The organism is Arenibacterium sp. CAU 1754, assembly GCF_054482635.1.
Genome location: NZ_JBTLRG010000004.1, coordinates 206,137 through 226,197, shown reverse-complemented (window position 1 = coordinate 226,197; position 20,061 = coordinate 206,137). Strand labels below are relative to the sequence as shown.

Sequence of the window (20,061 nt, the reverse complement as noted above, 5' to 3'; positions counted from 1 at the left end):
TCGCGACGTCAGCCCCTGATGGCCACCGTGGGCGAGGTCACGTCGATTCCCAACGCCTTGCCCACGGCATAATACGTCAGCTTGCCCGCATGCACGTTCAACCCGTCCAGAAGATGGGGATTGTCGGTGCAGGCCTGACGCCAGCCTTTGTTGGCAAGTTCGATCATGAAGGGCATCGTCGCATTTCCAAGGGCGATGGTTGCGGTGCGCGCCACGGCGCCGGGCATGTTGGCCACGCAGTAGTGCATGATCCCGTCCACATCATAAATCGGGTTCTCGTGCGTGGTGGGGCGCGATGTTTCGAAACATCCGCCCTGATCAATCGCAACATCCACGATCGCCGCGCCGGGTTTCATGGTCGACAGTTGATCGCGCGTCACCAGCTTGGGCGCGGCGGCGCCGGGAACCAGAACCGCGCCGATGACCAAATCCGCAGCGGCAACCAGTTCGGCGGTGTTGCCCTTGCTTGCGTAGGAGGTCTTGAACAGGCCCGAGAACGCATCGTCCAGATAGCGCATCCGGTGCAGTGACCTGTCCAGAACAGTCACATCCGCGCCCATGCCAGCAGCAACCCGCGCGGCATGGGTGCCGACGTGCCCCCCGCCGATGATGGCAACCCGCGCTGGCCCGACTCCCGGCACGCCGCCCAGCAAAACACCGCGCCCGCCGTTTGCCTTTTGCAACGTCCATGCGCCCACTTGCGGGGCCAGTTTTCCGGCCACCTCGGACATCGGGGCCAGCAGGGGCAGGCCGCCATCGGCATCGGTGACGGTCTCATAGGCAATCGCGGTACAGCCCGAGTCCAACAGATCACGCGTTTGCTCGGGGTCCGGGGCAAGGTGCAGGTAGGTGAACAACACCTGCCCTTCGCGCAGCATTTTGCGTTCGCTTTTCTGCGGTTCCTTGACCTTCACGATCATGTCGGCGCTGGCAAAGATTTCCTCGGCGCTGTCGACGATCCGCGCGCCTGCGGTCACATAGGCGTCGTCATCGAACCCTGCGCCGACGCCGGCCTGGGTTTCGATCAGAACGTCGTGCCCGTGTACAACCGCCTCATGCGCGGCATTTGGTGTCACGCCGACGCGAAATTCCTGTGCTTTGATTTCCCTGGGGCATCCGATTTTCATTCTGTCCCTCCCTGACTGAACACGTTCAGTATGAGACGTGTTGACTGCAATTTCTGTGAAAATATAACTCGTGTTAGTGTCATTTGTTCGAATAGTCTTCGAATATTGTCATACCCACCGCGAAAGATGTGCGCCAATGTCCCTTGATACGATTGACCGCAAGATTCTGGCCGCCCTTCAGGCGCAGGGCCGCATGTCGAACGCCGAATTGTCGGAAAAGGTGAATTTGTCGCCGTCGGCCTGTCACCGCCGGGTGCAACGGCTTGAGTCCGATGGATACATTCGCGACTATGTCGCGCTGGTCGATGCGCGTAAACTGGGCGTGTCCACGACCGTCTTTGTGGAAATCACCCTGCGCGGCCAAACTGATGATGTTCTGGACGCCTTTGAAAAGGCCGTGGCCCTCATTCCCGACGTTCTGGAATGCCATCTTATGGCGGGAACGGCGGATTACATTCTAAAAGTGGTCGCCGAAAACACCGAGGATTTTGCCCGCATTCACAGGCAGCATCTGGCCCGCTTGCCGGGCGTGGCCCAGATGCAAAGCAGCTTTGCCTTGCGCACGGTATTCAAAACGACGGCCCTGCCTGTTTGATTTGAATAAATTGCGATGAATTTCGAAAGCGGAAATTCACTTTAGGTTATTTTGAATTTGCAACGATCGCGTGCCCAAGGAGCCCGCGATGTCATTGTCATTTTACGGAGTGGATGAAGAATTTGCCGCCTCGACCGGCGATAATGTCCGTGTCACGCCCACGGCGTCAAAATTCGATTATCCGCCAAATTCCTTTACACATCTAATCATTACATCAAACCCTGACGATCCCGATCCCCGATTGTTCGAGATTGGCGATGCCTATGATCTGCAATGGACAGGCAACGGGGGCGCCCGTTCCATCGAAGATGCGGTTGTCGTGCGCTCGGACATGGCGCCGGGCGATGGCGGGATCATCGTTTTTGAAGGGCTCGACCAGAACGGGGTAACGACCCAGATCATCTGGACCCCCGATTTCGATCTTCAGCAGTGGTATTGGGACAATTACAACCCGTCGGCCGAGCCGCAGTTTTACACCTCGGATCAGAACGCAAGCTATAACCATCAATTCATTTGTTTCGCCGGCCAGACACTGATCGAAGGGCCGCACGGACCCATCCGGTGCAATGATTTGAGCGTAGGTGACCTCGTGGATACGCTGGACAGGTCCGTTCAGACGGTGCGCTGGGTCGGGCGGATGACGGTGCCCGGATATGGGGCCGCCGCGCCGGTCCGGTTCGCGCAAGGCAGCGTCGGAAACACGAAGCCATTGTTGCTGTCGCAGAACCACAGGGTTCTGTTGCGGTCGGCCCGCGCAGAATTGCTTTTTGGTTCGGGCGAGGTTTTGGTACCGGCCAAGGCATTGGTCAACGGGCGCGAAATTCGTCTCGCGCCGCGCCCCAGAATTGAATACGTCCATCTGTTGCTGGATGATCATGGCGTTCTTACCGCCAATGGCGCCCTCTGTGAGAGCTTGTTCCTGGGGGATACGGCCTTTGACATCTTGCAGCGAAATGCCGAGGCCGATCCAGATTTCCAGGTGGTTCAGGCAATGAAAGAGTCCACCACATCGCATGCGCAGACCGCGCGCCAGGTTCTGACCCTGCATGAGACAGAGGTGCTGATGGGGCAACCGGCCCTGCATCGGCAGGAGCAGTTAAGCCTCGTCGCGGTCTGACCGCGCAATCAGGTCGCGGTCTAACCGCGCAATCAGATTGTCATTCCCCGCCCGATTGCTAGTTTGGCCTCATTGGGAGGTCGGTCATGAACTGGGATTATATCGTCGTCGGCGGCGGAAGCGCGGGCTGCGTCGTTGCCAGCAGGCTTTCGCGCGCGGGCCACAAGGTTCTGCTGCTTGAGGCGGGCAGGCGCGATAATTACCACTGGATCCACATCCCCATGGGCTATCTCTATTGCATCGGGAACCCGCGCACCGACTGGATGTTCCGAACCGCCAAGGATGACGGGCTGAACGGGCGCTCGCTGATGTATCCACGTGGCAAGGTTCTGGGCGGATGTTCGTCGATCAACGGAATGCTGTACCTGCGGGGGCAGGCGGCCGACTACGATGGCTGGCGGCAGATGGGCAATGTCGGATGGGGCTGGAACGATGTTCTGCCGCTGTTCAAACGGGTCGAAGACTACGCTGACGGCCCGTCCGACATGCACGGCACCGGCGGGCCATGGCGCGTCGACAATCAGCGGCTGCACTGGGATGTGCTGGACGACTGGATGGCCGCCGCGCAGGCCGAAGGGCTGCCGCATACGGACGATTTCAACACAGGCAACAACGAAGGTGTCGGGTATTTCAAGGTCAACCAGCGCAAAGGCTGGCGGCTGAACACGGCGCGCGCCTTTCTGGCCCCGGCCAGGGGCGATACTCTGAAGATTGAAACCCGCGCGCATACGACCCGCCTGCTGATCGAAGAGGGTCGCGTTGTGGGCGTCGAATACCGTCAGAACGGAGCGCTCAAGACAGCCCGCGCCAAGGGGGAGGTGGTCCTGTCCGCCGGGGCCATCGGGTCTCCGCAAATCCTGCAACTGTCCGGTATCGGCCCCGGTGCGTTGTTGCAGAAACATGGTATCGAGGTTCACCATGAGATGCCTGCAATTGGCCGCAACCTGCAGGATCATCTGCAACTGCGCTGTGCCTGGCGACTGACCGGGGCAAAGACGCTGAACACCATTGCCAATTCCCTGCTAGGCAAGGCGCGGATAGGGATGGAATATCTGCTGACCCGGTCGGGGCCCATGTCGATGTCGCCCAGTCAGTTGGGCGCGTTTTCCAAATCCCGGCCTGATCTTGAGACACCGGATCTTGAATATCATGTGCAACCGCTGTCGCTTGAGGCGTTTGGCCAGCCGCTCCACGATTTCCCGGCCATGACGGCCAGCGTCTGCAACCTGCGCCCGCAAAGCCGCGGCCATGTTCAGATCACATCCCCCAATCCCGAGGATGCGCCGGAGATTGCCCCAAACTACCTGTCGACCGAAGGGGACCGTGCCGTTGCCGTTGCCGCCCTGCGGCAGGCGCGCCGGATCATGGCGCAGGGCCCGATGCGCAAATATGACCCGCAAGAGATGAAACCGGGCCTGACCTTTGAGAGTGACGCAGACCTTGCCCGCGCCGCCGGCGATATCGGAACGACGATTTTCCATCCCGTGGGCACCGTTCGCATGGGGGCGGATGACGCGGCGCCGCTGGACCCGCAATTGCGCCTGCGCGGCCTGGGTGGGCTGCGGGTGGTCGATGCAAGTGTGATGCCGACGATCACCAGCGGGAACACAAACTCGCCCACCATCATGATCGCGGAAAAAGCCAGTGACATGATCCTGGCGGATGCGCGCGGCTGACGGATCAGAAGTATCCGGGACAGGTGCGGGCCACGCGGCGGCGTACAAATATACCCCATAAAAACGACAAACCCCCGAAGCGGAAGCCCGGGGGTCGTCAAATACCGTGTCAGCAAAAGCTGAGAAAAGGTGCTTAGAGCATCCCTTCGCGCTGAGCTTTCTTCCGTGCCAGTTTCCGGGCGCGGCGGATCGCTTCGGCTTTCTCGCGTGCTTTTTTCTCGGACGGCTTCTCGAAATGTTGCTTGAGCTTCATTTCGCGGAATACGCCTTCACGCTGCAGCTTTTTCTTCAGGGCACGAAGCGCCTGATCGACATTGTTGTCGCGAACACTAACCTGCATGTGGTTTTCACCACCTTTCTAAGTTACGAGTTGCAAGGATTTGCAGGAAGTGGCCGTATAGCAAGGGAATCCTATCTTGTCCAGTACTGCCCGCTGATCAAGGACACCGCCATGACACCGCCCAACACGGACATTATCGACACACTGCTGGACGCGGCTTTGCCGCATGTTCCCTTTGACGGATGGAGCGAGGCGACGTTCTCGGCCGCTGTTTCGGATGCGGGACTGGACCCTGCGCTGGCCCGCGCCGCCTGTCCGCGCGGTGCGGTCGATCTGGCGGTGGCCTATCACGCGCGCGGCGACGCGGCCATGCTCGCACGAATCGAAACCGAGGACCTGTCGAACCTGCGGTTCCGGGACAAGATCGCCGCCGCCGTGCGGTTCCGGATCGAGGCGGTCGAGGACAAGGAAATCGTGCGCCGGGGCACGACCCTGTTTGCGTTGCCGCAATATGCCCCCCTCGGGGCCAAGGCGATCTGGGGCACCTGCGATCTGATCTGGAATGCGCTGGGCGATACGTCGGACGATTTCAACTGGTACTCGAAACGGGCTACATTGTCGGCGGTCTATTCATCGACGGTCTTATTTTGGCTTGGGGATGACAGCGCCGGCAATACGGCGACCTGGGATTTCCTGGATCGGCGCATCGACAATGTGATGCAGATCGAAAAGCTGAAGGCCGAGGTCAACAAGAACCCGCTTCTCAAGCCATTTCTGGCCGGGCCGAACTGGCTGATGACCCAGATCAAGGCACCCTCGCAAAACACGCCCTCGGATTTGCCGGGCCGTTGGCGATCGTCCAAGGGCTGATGCGGGACTGGTTGTGTTCGACGCAAATCTCACGGAGAGTGCCGCCAACCGAGACTTAGGGAAAAGGGTGGAGACTATGTCTGAAACGATGCGCGCCGTGGAAATTTCCGAACCGGGCGGACCGGATGTGTTGAAGCTGACCGAACGGCCTGTGCCCGTTCCCGCCCATGGCCAAGTCGTTCTGAAAGTCGCCTATGCAGGTGTAAACCGGCCCGATGCGCTGCAACGGGCAGGGGCCTATGACCCGCCGCCGGATGCCAGCGATTTGCCCGGGCTTGAGGCGTCGGGCGAGGTTGTCGCTCTGGGCGATGGGGTCAGCGAGCTGTCGGTGGGGGACAAGGTTTGCGCCCTGCTGCCGGGCGGTGGATATGCGGAATATGTGGCCACCCCTGCGGCCCATTGCCTGCCGATCCCGGATGGCATGGGCATGAAAGAGGCCGCCTGCCTGCCGGAAACCTATTTCACCGTGTGGACCAACGTGTTCATGCGCGGCGGGCTTCAGGCAGGAGAGCGGTTCCTCGTTCACGGCGGATCCTCTGGGATCGGGACCACGGCCATTCAATTGGCCAACGCCTTTGGCGCGCGTGTTTTTGCGACCGCCGGATCGGATGACAAATGCAGGGCCTGTACCGATCTGGGGGCCGAGCGCGCGATAAACTACAAGACCGAGGATTTCGTCGAAGTAATGAAGGCCGAGGGCGGCGCCGATCTGATCCTCGACATGGTGGGGGGCGATTACATTCCCCGCAACGTCAAGACGCTGGCCAATGATGGGCGGCTTGTTCAGATCGCGTTCCTGCAAGGGCCCGTGGCCGAACTGAACTTTGCCCAGCTGATGGTGCGCCGCCTGACAATCACCGGCAGCACCCTGCGCCCGCAAAGCAACCTGGCCAAGGCCCGGATTGCGCAGGACCTGCGCGAGGCGGTCTGGCCCCTGCTGGATGCCAAACGGATCGCCCCGGTGATGGACAGCGAATTCGATCTTGCCGATGCCGCAAAGGCGCATGCACGGCTGGAAAGCAGCGGCCATATTGGCAAGATCGTGATGAAGGTGGCCGGGTAAGACGCCCGGCAACTTCATTGCGTCATTTGGGGGGAGAACAATGGCAAAAACGGCAATCATCGAAGAATTCGGCGGACCGGAAAACCTGAAACTGGTGGATCGTCCGGTTGGCGACCCGGGCCCGGGCAAGGTGCGCATCGCCCACAAGGTCTGTGGTCTGAATTTCATCGACGTCTATCAGCGCACCGGTCTTTATCCGCTTGAATTGCCGCATGCGCTGGGCATGGAAGCGGCGGGGGTGATCGACGCCGTGGGCGAGGGTGTGACCCACCTGAAAGCCGGTGATCGTGCCGCCTATGCCGCCGCCCCTCCGGGGGCCTATTGCGAGGCGCGGGTGATGCCCGCCGCGCAAGTCTGTCCGCTGCCGGGCGATTTGTCATTCGAACAGGGCGCGGCGATGATGCTCAAGGGGATGACGGTTGAATACCTGTTCCACCGCACGACCCCGATCAGCAAGGGTGACACGGTCCTGTTTCACGCTGCCGCCGGGGGCGTCGGGCTGATCGCCTGCCAATGGGCCCGCTCGGAAGGGATCACGCTGATCGGCACCGCCGGAACGGATGAAAAATGTCAGCTCGCGCTGGATCACGGGGCCAACCATTGCATCAATTACCGAACCGAGGATTTCGCCGCACGGGTCCGCGATCTGACCGATGGAAAAGGTGTCGATGTGGTCATGGACGCGGTTGGCAATGACACGTTCGAGGGGTCTCTGGATTCCCTGAAACCGCTGGGCATGCTGATCTCGTTCGGCAATGCCTCGGGGCCGGTTCCGCCATTCAACCTCGGGATTTTGGGGCAAAAGGGGTCGCTCAAGGTGACGCGCCCGACGCTGTTCACCCATATCGCGGATCACGACTCCTGCCAGGCGATGGCAATGCATCTGTTTGGCAAGGTACAGTCGGGGGACATCGCAATTCGCATCGATCAGGAATTCGCGCTGGACGATGTGGCCGAGGCGCATCGCGCCCTTGAGGCCCGCAAGACCACCGGCAGCACGATTCTGCGCGTCTGAACAGGCGGAATGGGTCGCCCCGGTCTTACCGGATCGGGGCGAACACCGCGTCCTTCATCCGGCAATCCTGAATTACGTCGCGCCCGCAGGGCACCGGTTTCAGATCCCGCGACAGGCACAGGCGGGCCTCCTGGATGTGACCCTGTTTGCAGGTGATCGTCAGCATGCTTTTGGTCCAGGTTGGATTGGCCTCAAGGAAAGCCTGCTCAACCACGGTCGCGGGCAGTTTCACGGGGCGATCCAGTTTGCGGAAAACGGCGGGGCGGTTCACCTGCTCATAGGCACGGCGCGAGAGCGCGAAATAGTCGCTGGCCGATAACCCACTGCACGTGCCGTGTTTTTTCCATTGATGCCAGGCCAGACCGCCGTTGCCCATGATGTCGGACATGGCCGCCGTCATGCCGCGCGACGGGGGGCGTTCACCCGTGCGGCAGAACGACGGATATCCGCGGTGATACTGCGGCCAAAGACCATGCAGGATCCACCCGTGGTCATGTCGGTCGTCACATTGATCGGACTTGCGCGCATCCCCTTCGATCGCACACCAGTTGGGCGACCAGCTGAGGCTCAGGACGTAATAATCGAATTTCCCGGCTGCTTCGCCATCGGCGAAAACCGGAGTAACGGACAAAAGCCAGATCAAAAGCCAGCGCATTCGCCTCTTCCCTTATTGTGTTGGCCTGACTATATAGGCCCCAAGTTCCCCGACAACGGAAACCGCCCCACAAAATCCCGGGGCAGCCTGCAAAGCCAGGCAACGGGGAAGATTTGAGTAAGGAGAAACCCATGGCAAAACCGATCATGGCCAAAGCAACCGCCGTTTGGCTGGTGGATAACACGACGATCAGCTTTAAGCAGATTGCTGATTTCGTCGGCATGCACGAACTGGAAGTGCAGGGCATCGCCGACGGTGATGTTGCCGCAGGGGTCAAAGGATTTGACCCGATCGCCAACAACCAGCTGACGCAGGAAGAAATCGACGCGGCCGAGGCCAGCCCGCTGCATAAGCTGACGCTGAAATTCAACGCCGCCGCCGTGGGCGAGGAAAAACGCCGTGGCCCGCGCTATACGCCGCTGTCCAAACGTCAGGACCGTCCGGCCTCGATCCTGTGGCTGGTCAAGTTCCACCCGGAACTGAGCGACGGGCAGATTTCCAAGCTGGTCGGCACGACCAAGCCGACGATCCAGGCGATCCGCGAACGGACGCATTGGAACATCTCGAACATTCAGCCGATCGACCCGGTTGCGCTGGGCCTGTGCAAACAGTCCGAACTGGACGCCGCCGTGCAAAAGGCCGCTGCGAAAAAGGCCGCCGCCGGCGAAGTGATGACCGACGACGAACGTCGCAAACTGGTCAGCACCGAACAGTCACTGGGCATGGAGGCCGAACCGCGCATTCCGACAGCCATCGAAGGTCTTGAAACCTTCTCGCTGTCCGGGTCGGGCGATGATGAAGAAGAGAAAAAGGAAAAAGAGGTCGTCGATGCCGACAGCTTCTTTAACCTGCCGAATGCGTCGGATGACGACGAAGACGAAGAAAACCTGATCCCCTGATCACGCAGTTTATCGGCTGGCCACCGGGCCAGCCGACAACCCGATTTTCCGACCTCTGCGCACGACCGGAAAATCGCCAATCAGAAAAATTTTGGCTTACCCGCACTTTTTTCTTGATCGAATCCAGAAAGGATTTATGTGCGCCTCTACAGACGCCAACGCACGCGCCTCTGGCCGGTCAGCCAACCCTGACTGACCCGCGTTTATGTAGCGACGGTAACGTCTCCTTTTGCGACCCCTGCCCTTAGATGGGCGTGTACTTCTGGAGATGACGATGAACGCTACTACCCAAAGCGCATTTCGCGCCGACTATCACTTTGCTTCGGACGCTGCTGCGGAATTCATTGCGCAAAACCGGTTTGACCGGCCCACACTCGTGGTCGACAGCGCCCAGGTTGCCCGGCAGTACGATGCACTGGCCGATGGTCTGAAAGGCGCGCGTATCCACTATGCGGTCAAGGCGAATCCGGCTCCGGAAATCCTGCGCCTGCTGGTTGAGAAAGGCTCGCGCTTTGATGCGGCCAGCCGTGCCGAAATCGAACAGTGCCTCGCGCAGGGTGCGCGCGGTTGCGACATTTCTTTCGGCAACACGGTCAAACGCCCTTCGGACATCGCATTCGCCCGCTCGGTCGGGGTTGAGCTTTTCTCGGTCGATGCCGAGGCGGAACTGGCCAAAATCGCCCAGAACGCCCCCGGCGCATCGGTTTACCTGCGTGTCATCGTCGAAAACTCCTCGGCCGACTGGCCGCTGACCCGCAAATTCGGCTGCGCCCCGGCCGCTGTTCCCGGCATGCTGACACTGGCGCGTGAACTGGGCCTGAACCCGGTTGGCCTGTCGTTCCACGTCGGCAGCCAGACCCGCAAAGCCGAATACTGGTACCCGGTTCTCGACCAGGTCGCTGCCCTGTGGCACCAGGCCATTGCCGACGGTCACGACTTTACCGTTCTGAACATCGGCGGCGGGTTCCCGGCGTTTTACGGCGAGCACATTGATGCGCCCCGCGCATATGGTGCGCAGGTCATGCAGGCCGTCCGCGATCGTTTTGGCGCCGTGGATTACATCATGGCCGAACCGGGCCGCGGCCTCGTCGCCGAAGCCGGGCATATCGCGTCCGAGGTTCTGCTGGTGTCGCGCAAATCGCCCGAAGATCTGCACCGCTGGGTCTATCTGGACATTGGCCGTTTCTCGGGCCTGGCCGAAACCGAGGGCGAGGCGATCCGCTATCAGTTCGTAACTGACCACGACGGCGGCGAAACCGGTCCCTGCATTCTGGCCGGCCCGTCCTGTGACAGTGCCGATATCCTGTACGAAAAGCGACCTGTGCAATTGCCGATGGCATTGCGTGACGGGGACAAGGTGATGATCCGCAACTGCGGTGCCTATACCTCGTCCTATTCGTCGGTCGGGTTCAACGGGTTCCCGCCGCTGGATGTTATCGTCCTCTAAGCTGGTAGAACTCGGAAAGGCCGCCCAGTCTGGGAGGAGCGGGCGGCCTTTTAAATCTCTTTGCGCGCATTCAGCGCGGCCGTAATCGTCCCGTCGTCGAGATAATCCAGTTCGCCGCCAATGGGCACGCCCTGCGCCAAGGACGTCAGTTTGACGCGATTGCCCAACTGATCCGCGATGTAATGGGCCGTGGTCAGCCCATCCACAGTGGCGTTCAAGGCAAGGATCACCTCGCTCACACCTTCGGTTTCGACCCGGTCGATCAGGCGCGGAATGCGCAATTCATCGGGTCCGATGGCATCCAGCGCCGACAGCGTGCCGCCCAGAACGTGATAGCGTCCCTTGAACACGCCCGACCGTTCCATCGCCCACAGGTCCGACACGTCCTCGACCACGCATAATTCGCCCGTGGCCCGTTTGTCCGAGGCGCAGATATCGCAGATATCCGCCGTGCCCACGTTGCCGCAATTGAGACATTCCCGCGCGGTCGCGGCCACCGTCTGCATCGTGTCCGCCAGCGGGGTCAGCAACAAGGCGCGCTTGCGGATCAGGTGCAGCACCGCCCGCCGCGCTGAACGCGGGCCGAGGCCCGGCAGTTTGGCCATCAGCTCGATCAGGTTGTCGATGTCGCGGGTGCTGCTCAATACGGGTGCCTTGAATAGGGGCGGCGCAGGCGCGCCGCTCTGTCCGACTGCCTCAGAACGGCAGTTTCATGTCCTTGGGCAGGCCCATGCCTTCGGTCAGCTTGGCCATTTCTTCCTGGGCCTTGTCGCTGGCCTTGTGCTGGGCGTCCTTGATCGCGGCCAGGATCAGGTCTTCGACCACTTCCTTGTCGTCGCCGTTAAAGATCGACGGATCGATATCCAGCGCCTTCAACTCGCCCTTGGCACTGCAGGTCGCCTTGACCAGACCGGCGCCGGATTCACCAGTGACCATCATGTTGTGCATGTCTTCCTGCAGCTGGGTCATCTTGCCCTGCAGTTCCTGCGCCGACTTCATCATCTTGGCCATATCGCCAAGCCCGCCGAGACCTTTCAGCATATCATTCTCCTGTTAAGTGACCCGCGCAGCGCGGGACCAGATCATTTTCAGATTGAAAATACATATCGCAGTGCACGGCGCGATGAACAAGTGGGGCGGCCTGAAAACTCCTGGGATGCGGGTCTTTGCCAAAAGCTGCGCTTTTCGCTCTGCCTCGCCCGGTTGCTCTAGGGGCCGATCAACCGTCTTCAAACGGATCCCATTCATCTTCGACTTCGGGCAATGCCTCTTGGACGGCTGCCGCGGCCAGTTGCTCGGGCGTGCGGATTTCGGTGATCCTGGCCTTGGGGAACCGCGCCAGAACCGCCTGGACCAGCGGATGCGCCTCGGCCTCGGATCTCAGGGCGTTTTCCTTTTCGTCGCGGATGTCCGCAATGGTCGGCGCGCCGCCGTCTGACACGACGCTGACCGCCCAGCGGTTGCCGGTCCAGCCCTGCAATTTGGAGCCAAGCCGCTGGGCCAGATCGCCCGGGGCATTCGGGGCCGGTACGAATTCGATCCGTCCGGGTTGATAGCTGACCAGCTTCAGTCCGGTTTCAACCTCGACCAGCAGTTTGACGTCCCGGTGCGCGCGGATCAGTTCGACCACGTGATCGAAGGTCGGAAAGCGGGCCAATGCCGTATCCGGGGCATGTGCGGGGGCTGCCTGTGCGCCCGATTGGCCGCCGGGTCGTGCCACGGCTGAGGTTGTACCTGCCGGCCCGGACCCTGCGCCCGAGGGCAAGGGTTGCCCGCCACCGGGCATCGGCGGGGGCGGCGTGGATTGCAGCTTGCGCACCAGTTCCTCGGGGCTGGGCAGGTCGGCCACATGGGTCAGGCGGATCACGGCCATTTCGGCGGCCATCATCGCGTTGGGAGCGGCGGAAACCTCTTCCAGCGCCTTGAGCAGCATCTGCCACATCCGGGTCAGCACCCGCATCGGCAACTGTTCGGCCATGGCCGAGCCGCGGGCGCGCTCATCCGGGGAAATCGTCGGGTCCTCGGCCGCATCGGGCGTGATTTTCACCACGGACACCCAATGGGTGATCTCGGCCAGATCGCGCAGCACCGCCAGCGGATCGGCCCCTTCGGCATATTGCGAGCTGAGTTCGGTCAGCGCGCCCGCCGCGTCTCCGCGCAGGATCATGTCCATCAGGTCCAGAACGCGGCCCCGGTCGGCAAGGCCGAGCATCGCGCGGACCTGATCGGCCGTGGTCTCGCCCGCCCCATGCGAAATCGCCTGATCCAGAAGCGAGGTCGCATCGCGCGCCGACCCTTCGGCGGCGCGCGTGATCAGGGCAAGCGCATCTTCGGTGATCTGCGCACCTTCGGAGGTGGCGATCCTTTGCAACATGGCGATCATGTCCTCGGGTTCGATCCGGCGCAGGTCGAACCGCTGACAGCGGGACAGAACTGTTACCGGCACCTTGCGGATTTCGGTCGTGGCAAAGATGAACTTCACATGCTCGGGCGGTTCCTCAAGCGTCTTGAGCAGCGCGTTGAATGCACTGGTCGACAGCATGTGAACTTCGTCGATGATGTAAATCTTGTAGCGGGCCGAGGCCGCGCGATATCGAACGGAATCAATGATTTCGCGGATGTCGCCTACGCCCGTGCGGCTGGCGGCGTCCATCTCCATCACGTCCACATGGCGCCCTTCCATGATGGCAACGCAATGTTCGCATTGCCCGCAGGGTTCGGTCGTCGGCGTGCCATTTCCATCGGGCCCGATGCAGTTCATGCCCTTGGCGATGATCCGCGCCGTCGTGGTTTTACCGGTGCCGCGAATGCCGGTCATGATGAACGCCTGCGCGATGCGATCCGCGGCAAACGCGTTTTTCAGGGTGCGCACCATCGCGTCCTGACCGACCAGATCGGCAAAGGTTTCAGGACGGTATTTGCGGGCGAGAACCTTGTACTCGGACGGGGCGGATTCGGACATTGGGACCAATCGAATGAGGATTCGCGAAGTTCGCGTCAGGTTAGAACGGCTGGCCGGTGGCGTCCACCGAACCCGACCTTACAAACGCAATGGACAGGGAACCTGACGTCGAAAGTAATGGTTTGTACATGGCGGACCCGTCGCCAAGTTCATTTTGTTCATTTATAAACGGGTCAACGAGACAGGAGATGTGCAATGCGTTTGCGAGGGATCCGGGGTAGCCGGAATGTCGAGGATAGAAGGGGCGCCCGCCGCGCCGGCGCTGCGGGTGGTATCGGGGGTGTCGGGCTTTTGGTGGTTCTGGCCATCGGATATTTTGCGGGCATCGATGTCACGCCGCTGTTGAACCAGCAAGCCGCGCCCGCCGGCGAGGCACGCGGGCCCAGCGCCGAGGAGCAGCGCGCCGCCGAATTCTCATCCCGGGTTCTCGCCACGACCGAGGAAGTCTGGGCCCAGGTGTTCCGCAACCAGATGAACGCCACCTACACGGCGCCGGTCCTGGTGCTGTTTTCTGACGTCACGCAAAGCCCCTGTGGCGGGGCCTCGGGGGCGACGGGGCCGTTTTATTGCCCGGCTGACCGCAAGGCATATCTGGATTTGGCGTTTTTCAACACGCTGTCCAACCGTTTGGGCGCGCGGGGCGATTTCGCGGCCGCCTATGTGATCGCCCATGAGGTTGCACACCACGTGCAGAACGAAATGGGCATTCTTGGGCAGGTCGATCAGGTGCGCCGCCAGTCGTCACAGGCAGATGCCAACGCCCTGACGGTGCGGTTGGAATTGCAGGCCGATTGCCTGTCGGGTCTGTGGGCCCGCGCGGTCGAAGGCGTGATGGAGCGCGGCGATCTGGAAGAGGCGCTGAACGCGGCGCGCATGATCGGCGATGATCACCTGCAACGCCAGTCCGGGCGCGTGCCACAGCCCCACACCTTTACCCATGGGACGTCGGAACAGCGCTCGCGCTGGTTTCAGCGCGGCTTTGACACGGGCGATGTGAACGCCTGTGACACCTTCGGCGCGCGGCGTCTGTAAGGCGGCCGAACGACAGTCGACCAAAAGGCCGGGGTCCGCCCGGCCTTTTTCTTTTCGAAACGCGCAGGGTGACCTCCTGTCCGACCCGGGTCAGCCCGGTATGGGTAATTTGCGCAGAACGTCCGAATCCTTGCGCGCGCGGGCAAGGTTCCAGCCTCCTTGCAGCAAAATGAAGAAATGTTCGGCGACGCGATGTGCGTCCTCGGGGGGTGTGCCCAGCCGGGTAGCATGGTGTTCCAGTTCCGCGATCCAGCCCTCAAAAAGATGCTGGGACAGGGTGCGAAACGTCTCGTTTCCGGGACCATCGAACAGGGCGTTCGACACTGGGCAGCCATCCCAGCTGTCGGACTTGTCAAAAAGCTTGGCCAGTTTGTGACACAACGTCACCGCGCCGTCATGAAAGCTGTCTGCCGGTTCGAACGCCGCCGCGATCAGGCGCAGTATTCCGTCCGAGGCCCAGGTGGCCGACGCAATGGCCAGATCGGCCTTACCATTTGGAAAATGGTGATAAAGCGAGCCCTTGGGCGCATGTGCGGCAGATAGAATTTCACTGACGCCAACCCCGTTGTAACCCTTTTTTCGAAACAGGTCAGCTGCTGAGCGGATCAAACGCTCTTTGGTTGAGAGGGGGCGATCTGTCATGAACCGTTCTTGACACACCTAGACCGATTGGTCCAGTGATAGAGAGTGGACCAATCGGTCTAGGGCGCAGCGGAGACTGAAATGCTTGATATGCAAATGACGAGCAGTCGCGCGACAAAGGCGATTACCTTCCCCGCCGGAGACGCGCATTTGCAGGGAACTCTGTTTCTGCCATCTGCTGCGCCCAGGGCCGCCTTGGTCTTGAACGGTGCAACCGGAGTTCCGCAGGGATATTACCGTGCCTTTGCCCAGTGGTTGGCCGGTCAGCAGAACATCGCGTGCCTGACCTATGATTACAGTGATTTCGGCCTGTCGGCACGGGGCCATATGCGTGCATCAAGGGTGACCATGGCTGATTGGGCTTTGCGCGATCAACCGGCCGCCCGTGCCGCTTTGCGCGCGGCGCTTCCCGGAGTGCCCTTGTGGGTGATGGGCCATTCCCTGGGGGCGATGCTGATGCCGTTGCAGGAAGGGATCGAAGACGTGGAGCGCATGATCGGTGTGTCCAGCGGGATGGTGCACCACCACGACCATCCCTGGCCCTATCAGGCGCTGGCGCGTCTGTTCTGGTTCGGTCATGTGCCGCTGGTCGTGAAAATGGCCGGGTACCTACCGGGGCGGATCAGCGGATTTGGGGTGGATCTCCCGGCCTCGGTCTATTGGCAGTGGCGGCGGTGGTGCATCTCACCGGCATTTTGTTACGGTGAGTTCGGCGCGACCCTGCCGCATCCGGATTGGTCGCGCAGTGGCGCGCCAGTGGATTTGATTGCTTTCGAGGACGATCAGACCAGCCCGCCGTTTTCGGTATCAAAGCTGGTGGGGCTCTATGGGGTCAACCGCGCAAAAATGCGGGTACTGAACCACGCAGATTTCGGTTTGAATTCGGTCGGTCACATGGGGGCATTCGCCCGTCGAAACGCGGCCCTTTGGCCCGAGTTGATCGCGGATCACCGCTCTTGAGGGGCATAATCAGATAATTTTCACCTGCGCGGCAAAGGTCGGGAAAGGGCCAGAGTGACAGAAAGAACTTTGTGCGCAAGCGCGGAACAAGGCCGAAGGCCGCCGCGCATCGCTGGGCCGCCCCCCGGCACGGCGATTTGGCTACGCTGCCGAAAGCCAAGACCTTGTCAGGCAAATACGACGATAAAGCACACCGCTCCGGCGTCTGTTCGCCGCACCGCGGCTTATGACTTGAATTGCAAGAGTCTCCTTCGTCCGCACGGCCAACCTTCAGTCATGGAAGTCGAATGGCGGGTTCAGGTTAGAACCGCCTCATGATTGGGCAGAGCGGCTGCGGTTGAAGGAGCATATTCGCGACATCAAGGGAATGGTCCCAAAGGTTCGGCAAGAAAATGGAATGTGGTGCGGTATTCACCGCAGGCACCCGACGGTGACAAAGTGAGAGGCTGGACATCGACCCAAGCGGGGCTCGTTGTGGCTGCTTCCTTCCGGACCTGACCAGGTTGGCGAGGCGCTTGCCCGCGCCAACCTCTCAACGAGGGATATAGGTGGCGCGGCGCGGATTCGCAAGCGGCGTCACAGGGGAACGCTGAGCCTGAGAAAACCCTCGTCGTCGCGTCCCTCGCAATTGATCCCCCGGCCTGAAAGTTCGGACAGGTATTTCTGCGCCCCGGGGCCGGTCCGGATGCTGACGCATGTGTCCGGCATCGGGACAAAGCGCCACGGGTCGGGGGCATTTTCCAGAGGATCCGGCGGCAGGGTGCCAGTCAGGTAATCACGCAGAACATCGCGGATTGAGATCGGCGGCAGGCAGAGCCGCTGAGCGGTTTCAAGGGCGGCGACATGGCCTCCGCCGCTGGCGCGGTAGCTGTTGAGAGCCACGGCAAACATTTGATCCGGCGACGGCGGCAGTCCGGCATGGCGCACGTTGCATATGCGCCGGTTTTCGGGGGCGGTCAGGGTCCCGTCGGCAGTATATCGGGCCGGGCGCGAAAGATCGATTTCGTAGGTCAGCCCATGCAGAACATCAAAGTGATAGCAGGGCAGGGCCGGGTTCAGGAGCGTGGCCCCCTGAGACCCGGGCGTGATCTGGTGGAACAGGCTGGCGGACATTTCAAGCCAGTCGATCAGTTGTGCGCCCGACAGAAGGACCGCGTGTAGGTCGTTGGGAAAGACTTGCAGATCGGCGACATTGCGCAGCAGGACGGGACCGGCGGGAACATCGGTGAACCAGGTCGGGCCCGCGCGGCCGCCGAATTTGCCCGGAGATACGGCCGAGAGAAGCGGACAATCACCCGCCTTGGTCCCTGACAGGAACGGGCGCAGGGCCGCCGCTTGGGCGGCCGCGACAACGCAAAGCGACCGGTCCGGGACGATGAAGGTGAAATAGCTGTGCAGGTTGTGGCGGGTGCGTCCCACCGGCTGCCTGATCCGGGTGAGGGTGTCGGCGTGATCGTCCGCCAGAAGGCTGCTGAGCGCGGGGTCCTGCGGGGCCAGAGCGATCACAGCGCCCTGATGGGCGCGACTGGCAATGGGGCGCAGTTCGGTGCGTGCCCCCGATACCGACCACCGCCCCGAGTCCGCACCTGTCAGGTCAAGGTCGATGATGCCCAGATGCGACCCGGCGGCCCCGGGCATGATCATCGGTTTTCCATGCACCAACCCGGCCTGCGCATCGACATGGCCGAACCCGGCGTGATCCGGCCCGGGCAGCCGCAAATGCGTATGCCCGGCGATGATCGCGTCGATTCCTTCGATCCCGGCCAGCGGGATCGCGGCGTTTTCCATGTTCGCGCGTTCCGTCGCCTCGCCCAGCCCCGTGTGGGCCAGCGCAACGATCAGATCGCATTCGGCGTGTTGCAGTTCGGGCACCAGACGCCGGGCGCACTCAAGGATATCGTCGGTACTGACCTGCCCGCCGAGCAGATGCGCGTCCCATGTGAGGGTCTGCGGGGGAAGGACCGAGATGACCCCGATGCGAATGGGCCACTCGGCCCCGTTTGATTGCACGATCCGGTCGAGAATGGCGTAGGGCGAGAACCCGGGCGGGTTGGACAGGGACAGTTTGTGAATGTTCGAACTGATGACCGGGCAGGGCGCCTGCCGCAGGACGGTTCCCAGCACCGAAAGCCCATAATTGAAGTCATGGTTGCCAAGGCCCATGGCGTCATAGCGCAAGTGCCGAAAGGCCCGCATCAGGGGATGGCTGCGGGTGTTGTTTTCGCGGGCCGTATCCCCCAGAGGGGTTCCTTGCAGGGCATCGCCGTTATCAAACAGCAGGCTCAGCGCGCGCATGTCCGCCGCCTCGGCACGCGCTTGGGTGATCAGGCTTGCGGTGCGCGTCAGGCCAACGGTCAAATCAGGACGATCTGCGAAATAGTCGTAATCCGTCAGATTCATATGCAGATCGGATGTCGCCATCAGGCGCAGCCGGGCTGTTATGCCATGGGGAATGGGGCGCGCGGTTGTCACGAAATTGCGCGCAAACAAATGGATCGGGCAAACATTTAACGAATTCTTACTGTGAGAGTTGATTGAAATTGGGTCAAACCGTTGAAAACACATTATTGTCGCGTCGGAACAGCGGATAGAATGGTCCAATTTGTGTCAGCGGTGGCGCGATTTGGCGTCTCCCGGGTGGAATTGAATTGCGCACGCAGCTATGCAATGGCTCGGCGCGGCGGCATGACAAACGTGCCCGGGGCGAACAGGCAGGGTCGGCAATGAAAAACGCAGAGCAGGTTACATTCGGCGGATCCGGCCTGAATCGGGCGGCCCATATCCGCAACGACCCGCAGGCGATGAATGACGCGTCACACCATTCACATGCGGCCTGTGTGCTGACATGGCGCGGCAAGGTTCTGATGCAGGGCGACAAATTGGCGATGGTGCCGATGAACCATCCGATCCTGAAAGCCGGCTACAAGGGCGAAATCGAAAACCCCGTTCTGTTGGGGTTGGAAGAAAGCGGCGCGCCGGATTTTGCCTGTGACATTTCCGGGTGGGAGCCTGACGGGCTCGATGCCGGATCGCTGGGATTGTTCCTGGACCCGTCCGAGCAGCATCACCCGGATTTTCCGCCGGACTACGTTTTTATTGAACTGCGCCGCGTCATGTCCCGGCTGAGCCCGCGGGACGCCGAACTGGCGGCCACGGCCAAGGCGATCATCAACTGGCACGGCACCCATCGGTTCTGCGCCAAATGTGGTGCGGCCAGTGCCGTTTCGCACGCTGGTTGGCAGCGGACTTGCCCGGACTGTGGCGCACATCATTTTCCGCGCACCGATCCGGTTGTCATCATGCTGATCACGCATGGCAACTCGGTCCTGATGGGGCGGTCGCCCGGCTGGCCCGAGGGGATGTATTCGCTTTTGGCCGGTTTCGTCGAACCCGGCGAAACACTTGAGGCGGCCGTGCGGCGCGAGGTGGCCGAAGAATCCGGTGTGCAGGTCGGGCGGGTCGACTATCTCGCCAGCCAGCCCTGGCCATTTCCGGCCTCACTGATGTTCGGGTGCCGGGGCGAGGCGCTGTCAAAAGAGATCGAGATCGATCCGGTAGAGATCGAAGATGCGATCTGGGTCACCCGCGACGATATGATGACTGTGTTTGCCGGAGACCATCCGGTTATCAAGCCAGCGCGCCGCGGCGCTATCGCGCATTTTCTTTTGCAAAACTGGCTTGCGGATACTTTGGACTGAGGCAAGACTCGCGCCACTCATTC

Annotated in this window: 19 protein-coding genes and 1 other RNA gene; 11 read left to right on the top strand and 9 right to left on the bottom strand. The window is 61.3% G+C overall.

The window, feature by feature from the left end; translation table 11 throughout:
- Positions 1-8: 8 nt before the first annotated feature.
- Positions 9-1,127 (bottom strand): alanine dehydrogenase, encoded by a 1,119-nt coding sequence (gene ald, locus ACXYMO_RS15710; RefSeq protein ID WP_458879676.1) that lies wholly within the window; start codon positions 1,125-1,127, stop codon positions 9-11.
- A gap of 136 nt (positions 1,128-1,263) precedes the next feature.
- Between ald and ACXYMO_RS15705 the strand changes: the two genes are divergently transcribed.
- From ACXYMO_RS15705 to ACXYMO_RS15695, 3 genes are all read left to right on the top strand, one after another.
- Positions 1,264-1,722: an Lrp/AsnC family transcriptional regulator gene (locus ACXYMO_RS15705; protein ID WP_458879675.1), complete on the top strand. Its 459-nt coding sequence runs from the start codon at positions 1,264-1,266 to the stop codon at positions 1,720-1,722.
- Positions 1,723-1,810: 88 nt separating this feature from the next.
- The gene (locus ACXYMO_RS15700) at positions 1,811-2,839 is read left to right on the top strand and encodes a Hint domain-containing protein (RefSeq protein WP_458879674.1); all 1,029 of its coding nucleotides are present in this window, start codon (positions 1,811-1,813) and stop codon (positions 2,837-2,839) included.
- 86 nt (positions 2,840-2,925) lie between these two features.
- Positions 2,926-4,515 carry a GMC family oxidoreductase gene (locus tag ACXYMO_RS15695; RefSeq protein ID WP_458879673.1) on the top strand — a complete coding sequence of 530 codons (1,590 nt, stop codon included), beginning with the start codon at positions 2,926-2,928 and terminating at the stop codon, positions 4,513-4,515.
- Positions 4,516-4,648: 133 nt separating this feature from the next.
- On the opposite strand, the gene rpsU is transcribed toward ACXYMO_RS15695, so the two are convergent.
- A complete protein-coding gene (gene rpsU, locus ACXYMO_RS15690) occupies positions 4,649-4,855 on the bottom strand; it encodes a 30S ribosomal protein S21 (protein WP_008207378.1) in 207 nt (68 codons plus the stop codon).
- Positions 4,856-4,966: 111 nt separating this feature from the next.
- Between rpsU and ACXYMO_RS15685 the strand changes: the two genes are divergently transcribed.
- The 3 genes from ACXYMO_RS15685 (at position 4,967) to ACXYMO_RS15675 (ending at position 7,743) form a co-directional block, all read left to right on the top strand.
- A complete protein-coding gene (locus ACXYMO_RS15685) occupies positions 4,967-5,665 on the top strand; it encodes a COQ9 family protein (RefSeq protein WP_458879672.1) in 699 nt (232 codons plus the stop codon).
- Positions 5,666-5,741: 76 nt separating this feature from the next.
- On the top strand, positions 5,742-6,728 hold the full coding sequence (locus ACXYMO_RS15680; RefSeq protein WP_458879671.1) for an NAD(P)H-quinone oxidoreductase: 987 nt from the start codon (positions 5,742-5,744) through the stop codon (positions 6,726-6,728).
- A gap of 40 nt (positions 6,729-6,768) precedes the next feature.
- A complete protein-coding gene (locus ACXYMO_RS15675) occupies positions 6,769-7,743 on the top strand; it encodes a quinone oxidoreductase family protein (RefSeq protein WP_458879670.1) in 975 nt (324 codons plus the stop codon).
- Positions 7,744-7,768: 25 nt separating this feature from the next.
- Here the strand turns inward: ACXYMO_RS15675 and ACXYMO_RS15670 are convergent, their stop codons facing one another.
- Entirely contained in the window at positions 7,769-8,398 is a 630-nt protein-coding gene (locus tag ACXYMO_RS15670) for a ribonuclease T2 family protein (protein WP_458879669.1), read from the bottom strand.
- A gap of 131 nt (positions 8,399-8,529) precedes the next feature.
- Between ACXYMO_RS15670 and ACXYMO_RS15665 the strand changes: the two genes are divergently transcribed.
- Together ACXYMO_RS15665 and ACXYMO_RS15660 are read left to right on the top strand one after the other, a co-directional pair.
- Positions 8,530-9,297, top strand: coding sequence for a DUF1013 domain-containing protein (locus ACXYMO_RS15665; RefSeq protein ID WP_458879667.1), 768 nt, complete (start codon positions 8,530-8,532; stop codon positions 9,295-9,297).
- Between the two features lie 268 nt (positions 9,298-9,565).
- Positions 9,566-10,744 carry a type III PLP-dependent enzyme gene (locus ACXYMO_RS15660; protein ID WP_458879666.1) on the top strand — a complete coding sequence of 393 codons (1,179 nt, stop codon included), beginning with the start codon at positions 9,566-9,568 and terminating at the stop codon, positions 10,742-10,744.
- Positions 10,745-10,794: 50 nt separating this feature from the next.
- On the opposite strand, the gene recR is transcribed toward ACXYMO_RS15660, so the two are convergent.
- The 3 genes from recR to ACXYMO_RS15645 form a co-directional block, all read right to left on the bottom strand.
- The gene (recR, locus tag ACXYMO_RS15655; protein WP_458879665.1) at positions 10,795-11,388 is read right to left on the bottom strand and encodes a recombination mediator RecR; all 594 of its coding nucleotides are present in this window, start codon (positions 11,386-11,388) and stop codon (positions 10,795-10,797) included.
- Positions 11,389-11,440: 52 nt separating this feature from the next.
- Entirely contained in the window at positions 11,441-11,785 is a 345-nt protein-coding gene (locus ACXYMO_RS15650; RefSeq protein WP_458879664.1) for a YbaB/EbfC family nucleoid-associated protein, read from the bottom strand.
- A 178-nt stretch (positions 11,786-11,963) separates the two neighbouring features.
- On the bottom strand, positions 11,964-13,706 hold the full coding sequence (locus ACXYMO_RS15645; protein ID WP_458879663.1) for a DNA polymerase III subunit gamma/tau: 1,743 nt from the start codon (positions 13,704-13,706) through the stop codon (positions 11,964-11,966).
- 195 nt (positions 13,707-13,901) lie between these two features.
- On the opposite strand from ACXYMO_RS15645, the gene ypfJ reads away from it, so the two are divergent.
- Positions 13,902-14,738, top strand: coding sequence for a KPN_02809 family neutral zinc metallopeptidase (gene ypfJ, locus ACXYMO_RS15640; protein WP_458879662.1), 837 nt, complete (start codon positions 13,902-13,904; stop codon positions 14,736-14,738).
- Between the two features lie 90 nt (positions 14,739-14,828).
- Here ypfJ and ACXYMO_RS15635 read toward each other — a convergent pair whose 3' ends face one another.
- Positions 14,829-15,380, bottom strand: coding sequence for a TetR/AcrR family transcriptional regulator (locus ACXYMO_RS15635; protein ID WP_458879661.1), 552 nt, complete (start codon positions 15,378-15,380; stop codon positions 14,829-14,831).
- A gap of 96 nt (positions 15,381-15,476) precedes the next feature.
- On the opposite strand from ACXYMO_RS15635, the gene ACXYMO_RS15630 reads away from it, so the two are divergent.
- Complete coding sequence (locus tag ACXYMO_RS15630) at positions 15,477-16,340, top strand: alpha/beta hydrolase family protein (RefSeq protein ID WP_458879660.1); 864 nt, start codon at positions 15,477-15,479, stop codon at positions 16,338-16,340.
- Between the two features lie 436 nt (positions 16,341-16,776).
- On the opposite strand, the gene ffs is transcribed toward ACXYMO_RS15630, so the two are convergent.
- Together ffs and ACXYMO_RS15620 are read right to left on the bottom strand one after the other, a co-directional pair.
- An RNA gene (gene ffs, locus ACXYMO_RS15625) (signal recognition particle sRNA small type) lies at positions 16,777-16,875 on the bottom strand.
- Between the two features lie 41 nt (positions 16,876-16,916).
- Positions 16,917-18,812 carry a bifunctional 2',3'-cyclic-nucleotide 2'-phosphodiesterase/3'-nucleotidase gene (locus ACXYMO_RS15620; protein WP_458879659.1) on the bottom strand — a complete coding sequence of 632 codons (1,896 nt, stop codon included), beginning with the start codon at positions 18,810-18,812 and terminating at the stop codon, positions 16,917-16,919.
- A 251-nt stretch (positions 18,813-19,063) separates the two neighbouring features.
- Here ACXYMO_RS15620 and nudC point away from each other — a divergent pair, with 251 nt between their 5' ends.
- Positions 19,064-20,038 (top strand): NAD(+) diphosphatase, encoded by a 975-nt coding sequence (nudC, locus tag ACXYMO_RS15615; RefSeq protein ID WP_458879658.1) that lies wholly within the window; start codon positions 19,064-19,066, stop codon positions 20,036-20,038.
- Positions 20,039-20,061 lie beyond the last annotated feature (23 nt).